At 44.7% G+C, this 18228-nt stretch carries 15 protein-coding genes; 10 read left to right on the forward strand and 5 right to left on the reverse strand.

Annotation, left to right across the window (positions count from 1 at the left end; translation table 11 throughout):
• Positions 1-31: 31 nt before the first annotated feature.
• Positions 32-910, reverse strand: a complete 879-nt coding sequence (locus MUB50_RS06640; protein ID WP_118608570.1) for a shikimate dehydrogenase — start codon at positions 908-910, stop codon at positions 32-34.
• 222 nt (positions 911-1132) lie between these two features.
• On the reverse strand, positions 1133-3130 hold the full coding sequence (locus MUB50_RS06645) for an oxidoreductase (RefSeq protein WP_118624129.1): 1998 nt from the start codon (positions 3128-3130) through the stop codon (positions 1133-1135).
• Between the two features lie 392 nt (positions 3131-3522).
• Between MUB50_RS06645 and MUB50_RS06650 the strand changes: the two genes are divergently transcribed.
• The 9 genes from MUB50_RS06650 to uvrB all read left to right on the forward strand — a co-directional run bounded on the left by MUB50_RS06650 (position 3523) and on the right by uvrB (position 11936).
• The gene (locus MUB50_RS06650) at positions 3523-4026 is read left to right on the forward strand and encodes an NUDIX hydrolase (RefSeq protein WP_118624127.1); all 504 of its coding nucleotides are present in this window, start codon (positions 3523-3525) and stop codon (positions 4024-4026) included.
• A gap of 310 nt (positions 4027-4336) precedes the next feature.
• Positions 4337-4702 (forward strand): BMC domain-containing protein, encoded by a 366-nt coding sequence (locus MUB50_RS06655; RefSeq protein WP_015527035.1) that lies wholly within the window; start codon positions 4337-4339, stop codon positions 4700-4702.
• Between the two features lie 11 nt (positions 4703-4713).
• Positions 4714-5145, forward strand: a complete 432-nt coding sequence (locus MUB50_RS06660; protein ID WP_118608568.1) for a BMC domain-containing protein — start codon at positions 4714-4716, stop codon at positions 5143-5145.
• Between the two features lie 18 nt (positions 5146-5163).
• Positions 5164-5694 carry a EutP/PduV family microcompartment system protein gene (locus MUB50_RS06665; protein WP_118513075.1) on the forward strand — a complete coding sequence of 177 codons (531 nt, stop codon included), beginning with the start codon at positions 5164-5166 and terminating at the stop codon, positions 5692-5694.
• A 304-nt stretch (positions 5695-5998) separates the two neighbouring features.
• Positions 5999-7450: an alanine/glycine:cation symporter family protein gene (locus MUB50_RS06670; protein WP_244790263.1), complete on the forward strand. Its 1452-nt coding sequence runs from the start codon at positions 5999-6001 to the stop codon at positions 7448-7450.
• Between the two features lie 3 nt (positions 7451-7453).
• Complete coding sequence (locus tag MUB50_RS06675; protein ID WP_244790265.1) at positions 7454-9064, forward strand: amidohydrolase; 1611 nt, start codon at positions 7454-7456, stop codon at positions 9062-9064.
• A 312-nt stretch (positions 9065-9376) separates the two neighbouring features.
• On the forward strand, positions 9377-9718 hold the full coding sequence (locus tag MUB50_RS06680; protein WP_244790267.1) for a nucleotidyltransferase domain-containing protein: 342 nt from the start codon (positions 9377-9379) through the stop codon (positions 9716-9718).
• On the forward strand, positions 9705-9842 hold the full coding sequence (locus MUB50_RS06685) for a hypothetical protein (protein WP_244790269.1): 138 nt from the start codon (positions 9705-9707) through the stop codon (positions 9840-9842). The genes MUB50_RS06680 and MUB50_RS06685 overlap by 14 nt, the downstream gene beginning before the upstream one ends.
• Before the next feature lie 93 nt (positions 9843-9935).
• Entirely contained in the window at positions 9936-11936 is a 2001-nt protein-coding gene (gene uvrB / locus MUB50_RS06690; RefSeq protein ID WP_244790271.1) for an excinuclease ABC subunit UvrB, read from the forward strand.
• An 86-nt stretch (positions 11937-12022) separates the two neighbouring features.
• Here uvrB and MUB50_RS06695 read toward each other — a convergent pair whose 3' ends face one another.
• From MUB50_RS06695 to MUB50_RS06705, 3 genes are all read right to left on the reverse strand, one after another.
• Positions 12023-13147 carry an Ig-like domain-containing protein gene (locus MUB50_RS06695; RefSeq protein WP_244790273.1) on the reverse strand — a complete coding sequence of 375 codons (1125 nt, stop codon included), beginning with the start codon at positions 13145-13147 and terminating at the stop codon, positions 12023-12025.
• Positions 13148-13318: 171 nt separating this feature from the next.
• On the reverse strand, positions 13319-14914 hold the full coding sequence (locus MUB50_RS06700; RefSeq protein ID WP_244790275.1) for a response regulator: 1596 nt from the start codon (positions 14912-14914) through the stop codon (positions 13319-13321).
• The gene (locus MUB50_RS06705) at positions 14889-16715 is read right to left on the reverse strand and encodes a sensor histidine kinase (protein ID WP_244790277.1); all 1827 of its coding nucleotides are present in this window, start codon (positions 16713-16715) and stop codon (positions 14889-14891) included. The genes MUB50_RS06700 and MUB50_RS06705 overlap by 26 nt, the downstream gene beginning before the upstream one ends.
• Before the next feature lie 245 nt (positions 16716-16960).
• On the opposite strand from MUB50_RS06705, the gene MUB50_RS06710 reads away from it, so the two are divergent.
• A complete protein-coding gene (locus MUB50_RS06710) occupies positions 16961-18196 on the forward strand; it encodes an ABC transporter substrate-binding protein (protein ID WP_118062777.1) in 1236 nt (411 codons plus the stop codon).
• Positions 18197-18228 lie beyond the last annotated feature (32 nt).

Genomic DNA, 18228 nt, shown 5'->3' on the forward strand with positions numbered 1-18228 from the left:
CCTTTCTGATACGACAGGAACAGATAGCAGTTTAGTCGTCGTATCTGATGTTAAGAATCTCTTTCATATGCTCGATCGGCATCGGTTCGCCGGTCCACAGTTCAAATGCAGCGGAGCCCTGGAAAAGCATCATGCCAAGGCCGTTCATTGTCTTGCAGCCAACTTCCTTTGCCATAGAACGCATAGCAGTTTCAAGAGGGGAGTAAGGCACGTCAACAACGATAAGCTCCGGGCGGAAGTAAGACTTGTCCGGAACAACGGACTGACCTTCCAGCGGTTTCATTCCAACACCTGTCGCATTTACGAAAATATAACTGTCAGCCATTTCTTTTTTCAGCTGGTCAAGATCTGCCAGATCATAGAGAACAGCATGGCTTGAAGTTCTGGTGTTGATCTTTTCTACCGTAGATACCGCACGGTCCCAGAATTCATCTTTGCGGTTGAAGATCACGATCTCGCCTACACCGTCAAGTGCTGCCTGGATCTCGATAGCAGTTGCGGCACCACCTGCACCTACGATGGTCATTTTCTTTCCGATGGCGTCGATGTTATTGTCTTTCAGTGCTGCCATAAATCCGATACCGTCTGTGATATGGCCTGTAAGATGACCATGATCATTAACGATGGTGTTTACAGCACCGCACATTTCTGCTGCCGGTGAAAGCTCGTCAAGGTACTGGCCTACCAGAGTTTTGTTCGGCATGGAAACGTTGGAACCTCTCATTTTCAGAGTACGGATGGCTTTTACAGCATCCTCGATCTCGTCTGCACCAACCTCAAATGCAAGATATGCATAATCATAGCCAAGCTTTGCAAAAGCTTCATTCTGCATGGCAGGAGAGCTGGAATGGCGGATCGGATATGCCATAAGACCAATCAGTTCGGTATGTCCTGTGATTCTTTCTGACATGGTAATAACTCCTCTCATTGGTAAAATCTGGATGAAGATTTGTCTTTTTTAAACCTCCCGCCACATAGGTCTGAAGAAGCTGCGGACATTCTCCGGACGACTGCGGGGGAGGAAGACGTGGAAAAACTATGTTACGGATCACCGAGTGAACTGTAACAGATTTATATACACTTTCCGGCAGAAGGATTGAAATACTCCCGGAAAGGGTATAGCGGAAAAATATTAAAGGTATCCCTTCTGCTCAAGAATGGTAAGGATATTGCGTCCTTCCTGGGTACCGTCAATGATTCGTCTTGCTCTCTGGCTGTCGCCGATGTTCATGATCTCAACATCCTCAGAAGAAAATTCCTCTGTGAGGTTCTGGTAAAGCTGTCCCTGAGCTCTCATTCCGAGACATACGAAGCCGTATTCAAATGGAAGCTCATAAGGCTCACCTTCGCCCCTGACAAGGAAGGAAGAATCCTTAACCTCAAGGAGAGCAGTTTTTGTAAGCTGATGTACATTGTGTTTTTTCATCATGGTCTTTGTGTCATTTTTGCTTACCGGGTCAAGATCACGTCCGATCTGATCCATCATCTCAACGATAGAGATGTCTGCGTTTCTGTCAGCAAAAAATTCCACAACATCAAGACCTACAGCACCGCCGCCTACAACAACAACCTTTTTGCCTTCCAGATCCTTCGGAAAATCATTAATGTGGCTGATCATACCAAGAATAGAATAAATATTATGGTTCTCGTTGTCAATACGATCCTTCAGTCCTGCGATCGGAGGCAGAAGCGGAGCGGAGCCTGTGGAGCTTACAATGATATTCGGATGGAACTTGCGGATGTTTTCAGGTGTTCCTTCTGTGTTTTTGAAGATGTAAAGATTATCAAGCTGTTCTGCACGATGCATGAGATAGTGCGGGAAATCAGCAAGACGGTTCTTTGCAGGGATCTTTGAGATCAGAGATGCAAGTCCGCCAAGCTCATTGCCTTTTTCCAGAAGGAAGGTATTGCATCCAACCTCTGCGGCTGTACAGGCAGCTTCCAGTCCGGCAGTGCCGCCGCCGATAACGACCACGTTGCAGTTTTTATTTATATGTTTTTTCTTATATATATCGCCCTCAAGAACAGATGGGTTTACAGTACAGCGGATCGGACGGTTTACACCGATACGGTTTCCGGCACAGCCAACGTTACATGAGATACATTTACGGAGGTCGCACTCATGACCTGTGGCAACCTTGTTTACCCATGCAGGGTCTGCAATCAGACCACGGCCCATACCGATCAGGTCTGCGTCACCGTCAGCCAGGATACGCTCAGCAACCTTCGGGTCACGGACATTACCCATGGAGATACATGGCTTGTTGAATTTTTCTTTTACGGCCTTTGCCATGTAGGAACGCCATCCGTCCGGGAGATAATTTGCATCGATCTGGTACTGGATGGAACCGTTAAGTCCGCAGGAAACATCGAAGATATCAACCTCTTCCTGAAGATAATCCAGGTATTCCAGAGTATCCTCCAGTGTATTTCCGCCCTCCATCAGCTCATCCGCACTGAGACGGAGCATGATCGGGAAAAAAGGTCCTACCTGTTTTCTTACCTCATCGATGACCATACGGCAGAAGCGGGTACGGTTCTCAACAGATCCGCCGAACTCATCGGTACGCTTGTTTGTGATCGGGGAGAGGAACTGACTGATCAGGTAGGAGTGTCCTGCATGGATCTCTACTGCGTCAAAGCCGGCTGTCTGTGCACGTTTTGCAGCCTCACCGTATTTTTTTACGATGTGAAGGATCTCATCTTTGGAAAGAGGACGCGGGATCTCGCCGCCTTCTTTGGATGGAACGTCAGATGCGGAAACCGGCTGCATGTTGATCCTGGAAGAAACAGCGGAAGCTCCGGCATGATTGATCTGAATCGCGATCTTTGTTCCGTATCTATGAATATTTTCACAGAATTTGAAAAGACGTGGCAGGTAGTTGTCATGATCGATACGCAGCTGTGTGGTTCCGTTGGAGCCCTGCGGGGAATCGACGCTTGCGTTCTCTACGATGATGAGACCTGTGCCACCCTTTGCACGCTGCTCATAATAATTGATATGAAGAAAACTCATTTCGCCGTTCTGTTCACCGTAGTTGGTGCCCATCGGCATCATAACAATACGGTTCTTGATAGTCATATTTTTAACGGTTAATGGGGAAAAAATATGCGGATAATCATTCTTCATTTGGAAAAACCTCCCTGGTTATTTTAAATAGAATCGTTTGTTTGCGTTAATTATATAACAGAATAATCTATAAAACTAATTCATAATACGGGTTATATAATAAAAATAATCTATAGATTTTTGCATATCATCTTTCAGGCTGCAGGTACTTGCATGCTTATAATATAAAAAAACAGATGTAGAAAGCTAACTGGTTACTGAGAACAGAGTGAACAGAACAACAGTAACGCTAACTGGAAAATGGTGTCGGATCCAGGGGTTTACATATATGATTTTAACGTGTTATCATAACAAATAAAAAAGATACAGAAAACGGAGAAACGGGCAGGCTGAAACGGATCAGATGTAAGACTGTATTTCCGCGTTCTGTAAAAAGACAGGGGATAGATAAAATGGAATTCTGGGATATTTACGATGCAGATAAGAAACCGACAGGACGAACTATGAAGCGCAATGACTGGTGTTTAAAGGATGGAGAGTATCATCTGACAGTCTTAGGTGTGGTAGCAAGACCGGACAAAACTTTCCTTATTACCAAGCGGGTGATGACAAAGGCCTGGGCCCCAGGCTGGTGGGAGGTTTCCGGCGGTGCAGCCCAGGCAGGAGAGGCTTCCCGTGATGCAGTACTCCGTGAGGTGAAAGAGGAGACCGGACTGGACGCCAGTGAGGCAGAGGGCGGATACCTTTTTACATATAAAAGAGAGAATCCCGGGGAAGGAGATAATTACTTTGTGGATGTGTACCGTTTTGTCATGGATGTGGAGGATAAGGATCTGAAGCTTCAGACAGAAGAGACAGACGGATATATGTTTGCAACCCTGGAACAGATCAGGGCGTTTGCCGCAGAGGGAAAATTCCTGCATTATGACAGCATTAAGAAGGCGTTTGAGTTCTGAGCAGATTTCTGACTGGTTTTCCGCGAGGATGTGAAAATAAATGTTGTTTTTTGTGGATTTCTATTTTTAAAAACGTTGTTTTTTGACTTATTTTCGAAGAATTGTCTTGACATTAAAATTGGTAAATAGTAAAATTGAATCAGATGAACTACCAGACTGTTTTTTGACCATGAGCAGGTAGCAGAGCGGATTTCAAAGATCTGCTTGACTTTAGGAAGCTGTAAGCCGGATGAATGAAATCCGGCTTATAAAATTATCCAATATTATCAGATCGAGAATAATATAAAATTTTGAAAGTGAGGAATCATCAATGGCAGATGAACATAGAGATCAGATCAGAATCGTACAGGAAACCGTAGCCGGTAAGGAGATCACATTTGCCCATATCATGGGTGGTCCGGCACCTATCATATATCAGAAACTTGGACTGAATCCGCAGGTGGATTATGGATCATCTGCAATTGGTATCATGAACATGACACCTTCCGAGTCTGCTGTGATCGCATCGGATATTGCTGTGAAGAGCGGTAATGTATATCTTGGATTTGCAGACCGTTTTACAGGAACACTGATCATAACAGGAGAGATTTCCGATGTACAGACTGCAATGGAAGAGATCGTGGATTATTTCCGTGATACTCTGGGATATGTAGTATGCAATATCACCAAGAGATAAGGAAGTGTACCATGGAAGAACGGATAACGAAGGAAGAACTGCTGGAGCGGCTGTTTCATGATGATTATGAGAACCTTAAGGGAAAAAGACTTCGGCTGACCCGTGTGCGGGTACCTGGAAAAGAGCTTTCTTTTGCACATGTTTTTACACCAAGTGATAAATCAGTCTATGAGAATCTTGCATTACATATCGGTGTTCATGAAGGCGAGGATCACAGAGGAGATGCCATCGGTATGGTCAGAGTCACACCCTGGGAGGCAATCGTTGTTGCGGCAGATGTTGCAGTGAAGGCTGCTCATGTGGAAGTTGGATTTATGGATCGTTTCTGTGGGACACTGATCCTGACAGGCGGTTTTACGGAAGTGATGACAGCTGTGGAGGAAGTGGTGCGATTTTTCCATGAGACATTGAAATTCGATGTCTGTAAGATCCACAGAAGCTAGAGCAGGACGGGATAAAAAATGAAAAAAATTTTTCTGATGGGTCGAAGTGAAGCCGGCAAAACATCCCTGACGCAGGCGCTTAAAGGGGAAGAGCTTCATTATCATAAGACCCAGTATACCAATACAAATGAAGATACCATTGATTCACCGGGAGAATATGCGGAATCCAAGCATTTCAGCGTAGGACTGGCCTGCTTTTCCTTTGAGGCGGATGTGATCGCTATTGTACAGGCAGCCAATGAGCCGTTTAACCTGTTCAGTGACGGCAGCAGGAATTTTCTCCTGCGGCCGCTGATCGGGATCATCACCAAGGTAGATTCTCCCCATGCCAATATTCCAATGGTCAGACAGTGGATGGAAAACATGGGCTGTGAGAGGATATTTATGGTAAATAACAAGACCCGGGAAGGTATCAGCGAGCTGATGGATTATCTGCAGGATGATCTCCCGAAGCTTACGCTTGAACAGGCGAAATTCAAGCAGAGTATTGGCCTTAACGAATGGGATCCCATGCCGGAAGGGGTGGAGTATCCGGAGTCCATACGGTAAAATAGTAATATTCATGAAAAATGAATAAAAATACAAAATTCAAACAGAAAACGTAGAAATTCCTCCGGAAGTGTGATATACTATGATCGTTTGGAAGATTCGTGAACTGATATGTAAGATCCCCAGAGCATGAAGGATAAAGAGGATAGAAACGGGGCTCGCAGATATATGGCAGAAGAGCTGTATGTCGGGAACTCCGGGTATCCGTATCTGCCTTCATGTTCCGGGGATTTTTTTTATTCTATACACAGATTTTCCGAATGGATGCAAAAGACAAACAATAAGAAAGACAGGAGAGGAAAAGATGTTTGAATTATTTGAAAATCTGACCAACTGGCTCTGGGGACTGCCGCTGCTGATCACGATCCTCGCTACAGGCATATATCTGACAGTACGTTCCGGTTTCTTCCAGTTCCGCCATTTTGGTTACATTGTGAAAAACATGTTCAGTAAAGAACGTCGCCAGGAAGGCGGAGATGACGGAAAGAGCCTGACACCGTTCCAGGCTATTTCCATTGCAATCGGAGGTACCGTTGGTGTATCCAATATGTCCGGTGTTGCAACGGCTATTGCAACAGGAGGACCTGGTGCATTATTCTGGCTCTGGATCGCAGCGCTTCTTGCCATGGTCATCAAGATGGCAGAGGTAACACTTGCTGTATACTACAGAGAAAAACAGCCAAATGGTGAGTATCAGGGAGGCCCAACCTACTATATGCAGAAGGGACTTGGCGGAGAGAAAAAGCTTCCCTTCTGGAAACTTTTTGCAGTGCTGTTCGGCGGCTGTATTTTTATGACATGGTTCATTACCTTACAGAATTATACAGTATCAGAGGCTGTCGGAAGTACCTTCCACCTGCCGTACATCGTACCGTCACTTCTGTATGTGGCAGCGATCTATCTGATCATCATCGGCGGTGTAAAGAAAGTCGGCGTGATCTCTTCCTATATGACACCGATCATGTGCATGCTTTACATTGTAGGCTCTCTCGCAATACTGGTAGTGAATTTTGACAAGCTGCCGGAAACCTTTGGACTGATCTTCAAGGGTGCATTTACAACACAGGCGGCAGTCGGCGGATTTATGGGAGCCGGTGTTGCAACAGCAATGCGTCTTGGCTTTGCCCGTTCCGTATACAGCAACGAGGCAGGCTGGGGAACATCTCCTATGATCCATGCTTCCGCAAAGACAGACCATCCTGTAAAACAGGGACTGATGGGAGCATTTGAGGTATTTGCAGACACCATCGTAGTCTGCTCCATGACAGGTCTTGTTGTTATCATCACCGGCTACTGGAATTCAGGACTTCAGGGATCAGAGCTGACACTGACAGCATTTGAGTCTGGAATGGGCTCCATTGCGAGAGCACTGATCGCGATCAGTATTTTTCTTTTTGGATTAACAACATCAACCGGATGGTTCACCTACTACAGCGTGATCCTGAAGCACTGGCTGAAAAATAATCAGAAGGTTCTGAAGATTGCAGAGAAGGTTTTTATCCTTGGAACACCATTATGGGGTCTTCTGGTCACAGTGCTTACTCTTTACGGAAACGGAACACCGGCGCAGCTGTGGGTAATTGCAGACTTTACAACCGTATTTCCTACATTTGTAAATGTTGCCACATTATTTATCTTAAGTGGTACTTTCTTTAAACTGCTGAAGGATTACAAGGCGCGTTACATGGGAATCGGAAAGGTAGACAAGGATATGGCACTTTTCTACGAGGATAAAAAAGAAAAAGAGGAAAAATAAACAGTGGATACAATTTTTTTTAACGGATGTATAAGAACACTGGATGACAGTGAAAAAGTGGCAGAGGCTGTGGGAATCGAAAATGGCCGGATCGTTTTTGTGGGAACTGATAAAGAAGCGGAAGCTTTTTCCTGCAAAAAGCGGATCGACCTTAAGGGAAGGCTGATGCTGCCCGGTTTTGTGGATACACATATGCATATGCTGCATTATGCATTTGTGGAAAGATCTGTAAAACTGTTTGACTGCACAAGTGTTGAGGAAATGCTTGCCGCAGCAAAAAAAAGACTGGAGGAGAGCAAAGGTCAGAAGCTGGCCTGGCTCTACTGCAGAGGCTGGAATGAGGAGCATTTTGATAAGCCACGCTATCCGCATAAGGATGAGCTGGATGCGCTCTCAACGGAAATCCCCATCATTATGGTGCGTGTCTGCGGGCATGTGGCTGTGTGCAACAGCTGCGGTCTGGAGCTTCTGAAAAAAATCCCGGAGTTCCCGGAGATTGAGAAGGAGGTTGACCTGGATACCGGACTTCTGAAGGAGAACGCAGTACAGTTTTATTCTTCCGTATTGGATGCACCGTCCCAGGAAGAAGTGGAAGGCTACATCAAATACAGTGCGAAGAAGCTGAATGAATGTGGATTTACAGGTGTACAGTCCGATGATCTTGCCTCCCTTCCGGGAAAAAACTGGCGTCGGATCATGGCCTCCTACAAGGCACTGGATGCCAGAGGAGAGCTGAGTATCCGCCATTATGAGCAGTGCCTTTTTGAGCGGGTGGAGGATGCGAAGGCTTTTATTGAGGAAGGATATCGTACAGGACAGAGAGGAGAACACTTTACGATCGGGCCGATGAAACTGATCCAGGATGGTTCTCTTGGTGCAAGAACAGCGGCCATGAATGAGCCTTACGAGGATGCACCGGGAAATACCGGGATCATCACATTCAGTCAGGAGGAGCTTGACGATCTGTTTGCTTTTTTTGACCGGCATCAGATGCAGGCAGCGGTACACTGTATCGGCGATCGTGCCATGGATATGGTCATTGAGGCAGCAGCGAAATCTCCTTACCGGAAGGATAATAAAAAGGGCAGACATGGTATCGTACATTGCCAGATCACCAATCCGCGTATTTTGCAGGGGATGAAAGACCAGGATCTTCTGGCATATATCCAGCCGGTATTTATCGATCTGGATATGAACACAGTGGAACCTGCCATCGGTGCACACCGTATGGATAAGGTGTATGCATGGAAGAGCATGCTGGATATGGGAATCCATGCATCCGGCGGTTCGGATGCTCCTGTGGTAAGCTTTGATGCCATGGAGAATATTTATTTTGCAGTCACCCGCAAAAATATAAAGGGCCAGCCTGAGGAAGGATGGATCCCGTCCGAAAAAATGTCTGTAGATGAAGCGGTGAAGCTTTTTACAAAAAACGCAGCTTACGCTTCCTATACAGAAGAAGAGAACGGAACCATCGAAGTGGGTAAAAATGCGGACTTCGTAGTTAGCGAGAAGGATATCTATGAGATCGACCCGGATGAGATCAAGACCACGAAAGTGGATATGACAGTTCTTGGCGGTGAGATCGTTTATGAGAGAGAAGCAGAAGAATAACGGCAGGTTACTGTTCACTGGCAATGTTCCGCGAGGTGTTTTTTGTGAGCGAAGGTCACAGAAAACCCGAGACATACTGCGCGAATTTATGCAATTAGCATAAATTCTGTGCATCGCGAAGCGTGTTACTGAGAACGGAGTGAACAGTAATAACGGCAGTAAAAAGTACAGAACAAACATTCGCTTGTTCTGTACTTTTTTTACCCTGAATGATATACTGTAAAAGCAAGGATAAAAAAGATATAAACACCCTTTTTGCATACAGTAACAGGCAGAGTATAGAATGATCAGCAGAAAATGAGGTGATGATATATGCCAAAGATGATGCAGGATTTGATTGAACAGTATGTAGAAGCTGTTAAAAAAATTTATGGTTTCCATGTACGCCAGATAATCCTTTATGGTTCTTATGCAAGGGGTGACTTTCGTCCGGATTCTGATGTGGACATTATGATCCTGGTAGATATGTCAGATCTGGAATTAAAGGCATATGCACAACAGCTCTCTTACATGACATATGATTTTAATATGGATCATGACACGGATATTAAGCCTATTGCAAAAAGTGAAGCACATTTTAATAAGTGGATTGTGAACTATCCATTTTATTCTAATATTCATAAAGAAGGGGTAGTTTTGTATGGAGCAGCATAATCAGGAAATTGGTACCAGGCGGGATCTGATGTTATATCGTCTGGAAACAGCCCGAAATGATCTGAAATCAGCAAGAGCATTATTTTCCATTGAAGATTATAAAGGTGGTGAACAAAATTCGTAGAGAGGCATATTGGGGCAAAATTAGAGAATGTGCTTCTACGAATTTCAGCCTGATAGACGAACTTTTTTGATATAAAAACCAGGAGGTGATTTTGTGCAGAATTCACAACAAATCTTCAAACTTCATTCCGAATACAAACCAACAGGCGACCAGCCCCAGGCAATCGAAAAACTGGTCAAAGGCTTCAAAGAAGGCAACCAGTTCGAGACTTTGCTGGGTGTCACAGGCTCCGGTAAGACCTTCACCATGGCGAACGTCATCGCCCAGTTAAACAAGCCAACTTTGGTACTTGCGCACAATAAAACACTGGCAGCACAGCTGTACGGTGAGTTTAAGGAATTCTTCCCGGAGAACGCAGTGGAATACTTTGTCTCCTACTACGATTACTATCAGCCGGAGGCTTATGTCCCGTCCACAGATACCTACATCGCTAAGGACGCATCCACTAACGATGAGATCGATAAGCTCCGTCTCTCCGCCACAGCAGCCTTATGTGAGCGCAAGGATGTGATCGTGGTTTCGTCGGTATCCTGTATCTATGGCTTAGGTGCACCTCAGGAGTTTTTTGATATGATGATCTCTCTTCGCCCTGGAATGGAGAAGGACCGTGATGAGGTTATCAAACAGCTGATCGATATCCAGTACACAAGAAATGAGATGGATTTTCACCGTGGAACCTTTCGTGTCCGGGGTGATGTGCTGGAGATCTTTCCGGCGAATTCTACAGACCGGGCAGTGCGGGTGGAGTTTTTCGGAGATGAGATCGAGCGTATCACAGATATCGATGTGCTTACCGGAGAGATCAAAAGTGTGGAAAGCCATGCAGCGATTTTCCCTGCATCTCATTACGTTGTGCCTCAGGAGCAGATCCGTCGTGCAGCAGATGCCATTTTGGAAGAGATGAAGCAGCAGGTGGAATACTTCAAAAGTGAGGACAAGCTGATCGAGGCTCAGCGAATTGCGGAGCGTACCAACTTTGACGTAGAAATGATGAAGGAAACCGGATTCTGTTCCGGAATCGAGAACTATTCCAGACATCTTACAGGACTGGCTCCGGGCCAGCCGCCGTATACGCTGATGGACTATTTCGGAGATGATTTTTTACTTATTATAGATGAGTCTCACAAAACAGTTCCTCAGGTGGGCGGTATGTATGCCGGTGATCAGAGCCGTAAACAGACCCTGGTAGATTACGGTTTCCGACTTCCATCTGCCAAGGACAACCGTCCATTGAGCTTTGATGAATTCGAGAACAAGCTTGACCAGGTAATGTTTGTATCTGCGACACCGGGAGAATATGAATATGACCATGAGCTTCTTCGTGCAGAGCAGATCATCCGTCCTACAGGGCTTCTTGATCCGAAGGTGGAGGTGCGTCCGATCGAAGGACAGATCGATGATCTTGTAGCAGAAGTAAATAAGGAAATTGAAAAGAAAAACAAAGTCCTGATCACGACCCTGACCAAACGTATGGCAGAGGACCTTACCGATTATATGAAGGATCTGGGAATCCGTGTCCGATACCTTCATTCAGACATTGACACTCTGGAACGTGCGGAAATCATCCGCGATATGCGCCTGGATGTGTTTGATGTGCTAGTCGGGATCAACCTTCTGCGAGAAGGACTGGATATTCCGGAGATCACGCTGGTAGCGATCCTGGATGCAGATAAGGAAGGCTTCCTTCGTTCGGAAACATCCCTGGTACAGACTATCGGCCGTGCTGCCCGGAACAGCGAAGGCCATGTGATCATGTATGCAGATAATATGACAGAATCCATGGAAAAAGCAATCTCGGAGACAGAAAGAAGGAGAGCGATACAGGAGGCTTACAACAGGGAGCATGGCATCACTCCAACCACGATCAAGAAGGCGGTCCGTGATCTGATCGCTGTTTCGAAGAAGGTGGCAGAGACAGAAGTGAAGCTTAAAAAGGATCCGGAATCCATGAACCGAAAAGAACTGACGAAGGTGATCGCCCAGGTAGAGAAGCAGATGCGTGCTGCGGCAGCAGACCTGAATTTCGAGCAGGCTGCTGAGCTGAGAGACAAGATGCTCGAATTAAAAAAGAATCTGGAAGAATTAACGGAATAGGCTGCAAAGCAGCTGACAGTACAACACCCCTGGCTGTAATAGCCAGGGGTGTTGTCGGGTATGCTCGATCTGTTTTTGGGAAAAGCTTATTTTGTAGTTGAAAAGCCCAGGGAGCGCAGGGTGATGCCGGAGCCCTTGAGAAGATCAGTCCAATATGGAACAGCCATATCCAGAGTGTCGTTGGCAAGCTCGGAAGCATCTTTTTGTGTCAGGATTTCATAAGGATCTGTAAGCTTCTGGAAGTGGAAGGATAAATTAGAGGATTCATTCCTGATGGCGGAAAGCGGAGCGGAGCTGCTCATAGTGGCAATCAGTGTACCGGATTCATCATCAGGAAGTATGCTCATGTAAAAATAAAAGTTTAAAGAAGCCGCAGTAGAATTCATCGGGAAAGTCAAAGTAATATCACTTTTTAAATCATCATGGCTGGAAAACCGGAAATAGAATTTAAAACTGTTGTTTTTGGGAATGTATGTGATACTTCGATATTCATCTACGGAAACCTGCATAGAAGATGACGAACCCAAACCGCCTAAATCCATATCGATTTTTTTTGATTCATCGTGTGTGTTAAGCTCGATTTTTACGCTTCCATCACTGGCCTTTTTGCCTTTGCTCAGAATGTGGTTTTTTAATTTTATGCCGGGCTTCGGAGCTGCGGTAGGGTTTGGTTTTGCAGGAGCAGCGGTGGGAGCTGGCTTTGCCGGAGCTGCTTTTTTCTGGATTTTAACCTTGCAGACAAAGCGGATCCCGTTTACCTGAGCAGTAATTGTAGCATTTCCTGCAGATTTTGCAAAAAGCTTGCCTGCTTTGTTTACAGTGACGATTTTGGAATTGCTGCTCTTCCAGGTGATCTTCTGATTGGTACCACTAAGCTTTAGCTGATATGTCTGACCGACTTTCAGAGTTACTGCGGTTTTGTTCAGCTTCGGGGCATGTACAGTGACTTTGCAGGTGTATTTCCTTTTGGAAACGGTTCCTGTAATGGTGGCAGAGCCTTTAGCCTTAGCCTGAAGCTTGCCAGCTTTGTTTACAGCGACGATCTTGGAATTGCTGCTCTTCCAGGTGATTTTCTGCCCTTTTTTGAGACCGGTGATCTTCAGTGTTCTGCTCTGCCCCTTGATCATGGTAAGCTTGGAAGAACTGATCCTGGGAGCGGCCTCTGTAACACAGACTGTGCCAGGCAGAATTGCCGATTCTGCCGGAAGCATGGCCAGTACAAAGACTGTTATCAGAGATATCAGGATTTTTTTCCATTTTTTTATAGCGATCCCTCCTTCGAAAAAATATGATGATTCTCTTTATTAATTGATTATAAGTAAAATTCCGGAGAAGGGCACTGGCATTTGTGACAGTAACTTTGTTATAAAGAAGAGAAGAGGTTATGTATGCTGTTCCCGATAGGCGGAAGGTGTGATCCCCATTTTCTTTTTGAAGCTGGTGCTGAAATAATATTGATTGGCATAACCACATTTCAGGCTGATCTCCTTCAGACTCATAGTAGTCGTAGTCAGGTAACGGGCGGCTGCGGAAATTCGCTGAGATGTGATAAAGTCGCTGAGACTGATCCCCTGATTTTTTTTGAAAAGAGCACTTAAATAAGCAGGGCTTACATTGGCAGAGGCGGCAATGTCATTGAGGCAGAGCGTATTGTCAGTGTAGTGTTCGTTGATATAGGAGATCACCAGTTCACAGAGCTTCTGGTGATAATCATTCATGGAGGAATCAAGTTTCCGGCATAAAAGATGGCATAGATCCTTCAGCCATTGACATAGTTCTTCCGTATTATGAAACTCATTTATGTGGTTGTAAACATACAAAATTTTAGCTTCAAGGTCATGAGTATCCAGATTTAATTCATAGAAAAATTTCAGGATTCGGCCGAGAAGAGAATAGATCTGTATGAAAGCGAAATTCTTTGTGCGAAATTTCTGGGTAAGCCAGTCGGAAAAATTTTGAAACCAGATATCTATGGCAGAGGTATCCTTTTTACAGAGAAGCCGGATCAGCTCATCTTCCTTTGTGTCTGAAAAATCTGCAACAGACAGATCGGAACCTAGAGCATCTCTTCCGTCAAAGATATTCTGATGCGGGAAAAAGAATCTGTATTCCAGCGCATGTACGGCACTTTTGTAGGACTGGTTCAGGTTCCAGAAATCCCGGACAATTGTTCCGATGCCTGCATTGAGGGACAGCCCCAGTGGCTGGCAGGCATCTGCTATTGAGGAAATAAGCTGGCTGGTAAGCTGACGGAAGCTGTTGGACTGGCATCCACTGTGTCCCAGAATGCACAGATAGCCATCCATATCCGGAAGAAGGTGTACAAAATCAAGAGAAGCGGTTTCCTCAGTTATCAGATCCTGAAGGTTGAGAAGCTCCATCTGAAATTTTTCAATCCCGTAAACGGCTTTTAGATCCGGAGCATTTTCAAGCTCCAGAACAACAACTGTATAAAAATCATAATTCAGCTTCAGGTTCAGATACTGAAGATAAGGCTTCAGCCGGTAGGCAGCTTCAGAAGCCGGAAGGTGGGTGATCTCGCGGAAAAACTTTTCTGTAAGAAGAGGCCTGCTTTGTTTCAGAAGCTGGAGATTTTTCTGTTCCTTTTCCATCAGTGCAAAAGCGTTTTTTACCTTCTGGATAAGATAGGTATAATCAAGAGGCTTTTCGATATAATCCAGAGCACCGAGGAGCAGAGCACGCCGTGCATACTCAAATTTATCATAGGCACTGATCAGAATGATCTTTACCATAGGATTGATCTCAAGAGCCTGACGGCTCATGGAAATGCCGTCAAGATCCGGCATTTCAATGTCAGAAATGATCAGATCTGCAGGCTCTTTTTTCATGGCTTCGATAGCAGATGTTCCATTGTAGCAGACATGGATGATCTCTGCATTCAGCGCTTCCCAGTCTATGTTTTTTTCGATACCTTCTGCAGATAGGTAATTATCATCTACGATCATTATTTTTTTCATCGATATCTTCCTCCATCTGTTCGAATTCAATGGTGACATATGTGCCGTTTCCGGGGTTGCTGCTGATCCTTACAGAACCGTTTCCGTATAATGGGTTGGAAATACGGGAACTTACATTGGAAACTCCAAAATGCTTCTCATAATCAATAACATTATGTTCAATAGCATGGCGCAGCTGTGCAAGGGTTTCAGGATCCATGCCGGCACCGTTGTCCTCAATGGAGATCACAACCGTATCATCGCCATAAAGAACATGGATCGAAATAAAAACAGCTGGTGTGCCCGAAGAAATCCCGTGCAGAATGGAATTTTCGAGAAATGGCTGAAGTGTAAACTTGCAGATCAGGAAATTTTCGATTCCATCTTCTGCTTCAATCTCCCAATCCAGATTATCTTTATGGCAGAGCTTTTCCATTTCCAGATAAAGCCGGGCGATTTCCAGTTCATCTTTAATAGGAATAAGTTCCTTTGATTTACGCAGGGTAAGACGGTAAAAGGCCGTCAGATCAGTAATCATCTGATCAGCAATGTCAAGCTTTCCAAGCGACTGGCAGGTACGGATCGATCCCAGGATATTATAAAGAAAATGCGGATTGATCTGTGACTGGAGCAGCTGGTATTTCAGACGCTCTTCGTTTACGGAAAGATTTACAATGGACTTCAGGTTTCCGGCTATTGTGTGCTGCATATCTTCAAAGGTGATGCCCAGTCTGTCGATCTCATCATACCTGGAAGGGTCATCCGGGTGGGGAACAGTAACGATAGACAGATGTTCCGGATCATGTCCCAGCTGAAAGGTTTCCATTGCATAGGAAAGTGCAGTGATCTTCCGGGTAAGATTTTCGGAAAAAAGGATCACGATGATAACAGTAAGGGGCAGAAAAATAAGGACAGTGATCAGTAAGGCACGGATCAGGATGTGTGTGTTGCCCTGAATGTAGCTTTCAGGGATTTCGGTAACATGGAGCCAGCCATTGCTTAAGGTACAGCAGTTATAATATTTGTCGCCGCTGTGAAAAGAAGAATCTGCATTTTCTTTAAATTTCTGAAACTGTGCTTTGGAAATTCCGGATAAATTCAGTGAGGATGTATTTTTCGCTGCAATCTCTCCGTGATCTGTGAGAATGTAGCTGTATATGCGGGAATCCATAGCTGCAGGCTGAAGATAAGTGGCAAGCTCTGAGGTATCCAGCGCAATGCCGTAGGCGTATTCCAGAATACTGGTGGCCTGATTTTTCAGTGCCCGGACGCAGAGGATCACATCGGCGGATGATTTTTTTGTGGACAATATTTTAGGCAGCGGCATATTGGAAACCGGTATCCAGACAGAGGAGAAGCCTGAACCGGAAACAGTATTTTTATCAAGACCATATGCAGAAAGCTCGTCTGTGGAAAAGAAGTACAGGCCTTCTTTTGAACCAAGCTGATCCGGCCGCAGAAAAACATATATATGGAAGAAATCGAATGTGGATTTATACAGCGAAATATTGTTTTTTACAGTGGTAAATTTTTTAAGTGCATCTACCTTATTGGAGGAAGAATGATTGAGGGAGTACATTTGAAACTGTATGGTATCTGCTACATTTTCAACTTGGCCGAGACGGTCGTTCAGCTGAGAAACCAGCTGTCTGTCAGTCATTACGGCGGAATCGATAATACGATCTCTGGCAATGTTATAGGAAATGTGATAGCTGATGAAGGTCAGGGAAATCAGAGGTACCATAGTTGCGATCAGAAATGCGAGCAGGAGCTTATAGCGAAATGAGGAAAAACTGGGTGGGATACATTTGTGGAATTTCATAGTACATATTCTCCTTTATGTCAAAAACAAATTAATGAAACCGAATTCAGCTGTGAAAAAAGCCGTTACAAATATAGATTATATAAAAGGATTATAAAAAATAAACAACAAAAATACAAGAGAACGAAAAATAATATAAATAAATCATAAAATATTGTATTTAGAATGAGGGGGCTCTCTGGTATCCTTAAACCATCAAAAACAGGTGTGGACAAACACGAAAATGTCCAGAAAGGAAGAAAGATATGAAGAAAAAAGTAATGAGTGCAGTTTTGGCAGCAGCGATGGTTGTGGGTATGGCAGGTAACGTGGTTACTGTTTCCGCAAAGGAAAAATATGATCTTACCTTATACAGCGTCAACACCACAGACCCGGATTTTGAGGACTGGCTTGCAAATGTGGAAGATGCCACGGGCCTGAACATTAATGTAATTGCGGCACCTACAGATACAGATACCCGTCAGCAGAAGATCACCACAATGCTTTCCACAGGAGATACTTCCGTGGATGTCATTGAGATCAACGATGAGATGAGCGCGGCATTTAAAAATTCCGGATGGCTGGAAGGACTGAATGATACAGTAATGACAGATGATATCATTGATCAGTTTGCTCAGGGATATGTAGAGGATATGATCACAGATAAGGACGGAAACATTATCGGTGTTCCAGGCTATGCAGGATATCTTGCATTCTGGGTAAATCAGGAGATCATGGATGAGGTCGGAATCAAGTCCATTGATACAAAAGAGGACTTCATGAAGTATATGAAGGCTGTTTCCAAGGATGGAAGATTCGGTTACGGCGGTTCCTGGGAGAAAACTTATGCATTTAACGAGCTTGCACAGTTTGTAAACATGTTCGGCGGCGATTATTTTGACTGGACCAAAGAGGAAAACAAGGAAGCGGTTCAGTTCCTCCATGATCTGGTTGCTGATAAAGAAACCTCCATTGAGCAGATTGCTGATAAATATGATCAGATGAATCCGAAGATCAATGACGGAAAATACGGATGCTGGTTTATGTGGGGCCTTGGAACAGATTATGCAAAGGCAGATATGCTTGGCGCAGATAAGATCCACATGGAAATGGTACCGGATTTCAGCGGTAAGGGAGAGCGTGCGATCTTTACAGATTCTTGGAACTATGTTCTTAACAAAGCATCCAAGAATAAAGATGCAGCTGTGAAATTCCTTCAGTATATGGCTGATGAAGGCGGAATGGAAGCTTCCTATAAAGCATTTGACAGATATCCTGCAAGAAAGGATGTTGCAGAGAAGGTAGTTCCGGATTCTGACCCGGCAAAAGAAATGTACAGCAGATATGCAAATGAATGCAATGTACAGGGACGTCCACTGGTGGCACAGACAATGGAATTTATCAGCGATATGGGAACGATCTTCCAGTCCTGTATGAAAGACGAGATCACAGTTGATGAGTTCTGCAAGAAGGCTCAGGATGTGGTAGATATGTATAAGTAAAAGATATAAAAAAACAGCAATGTAAAGCAGAG

The sequence above is a fragment of the Blautia sp. NSJ-140 genome, assembly GCF_022868965.1.
Lineage (GTDB): Bacteria > Bacillota > Clostridia > Lachnospirales > Lachnospiraceae > Blautia_A.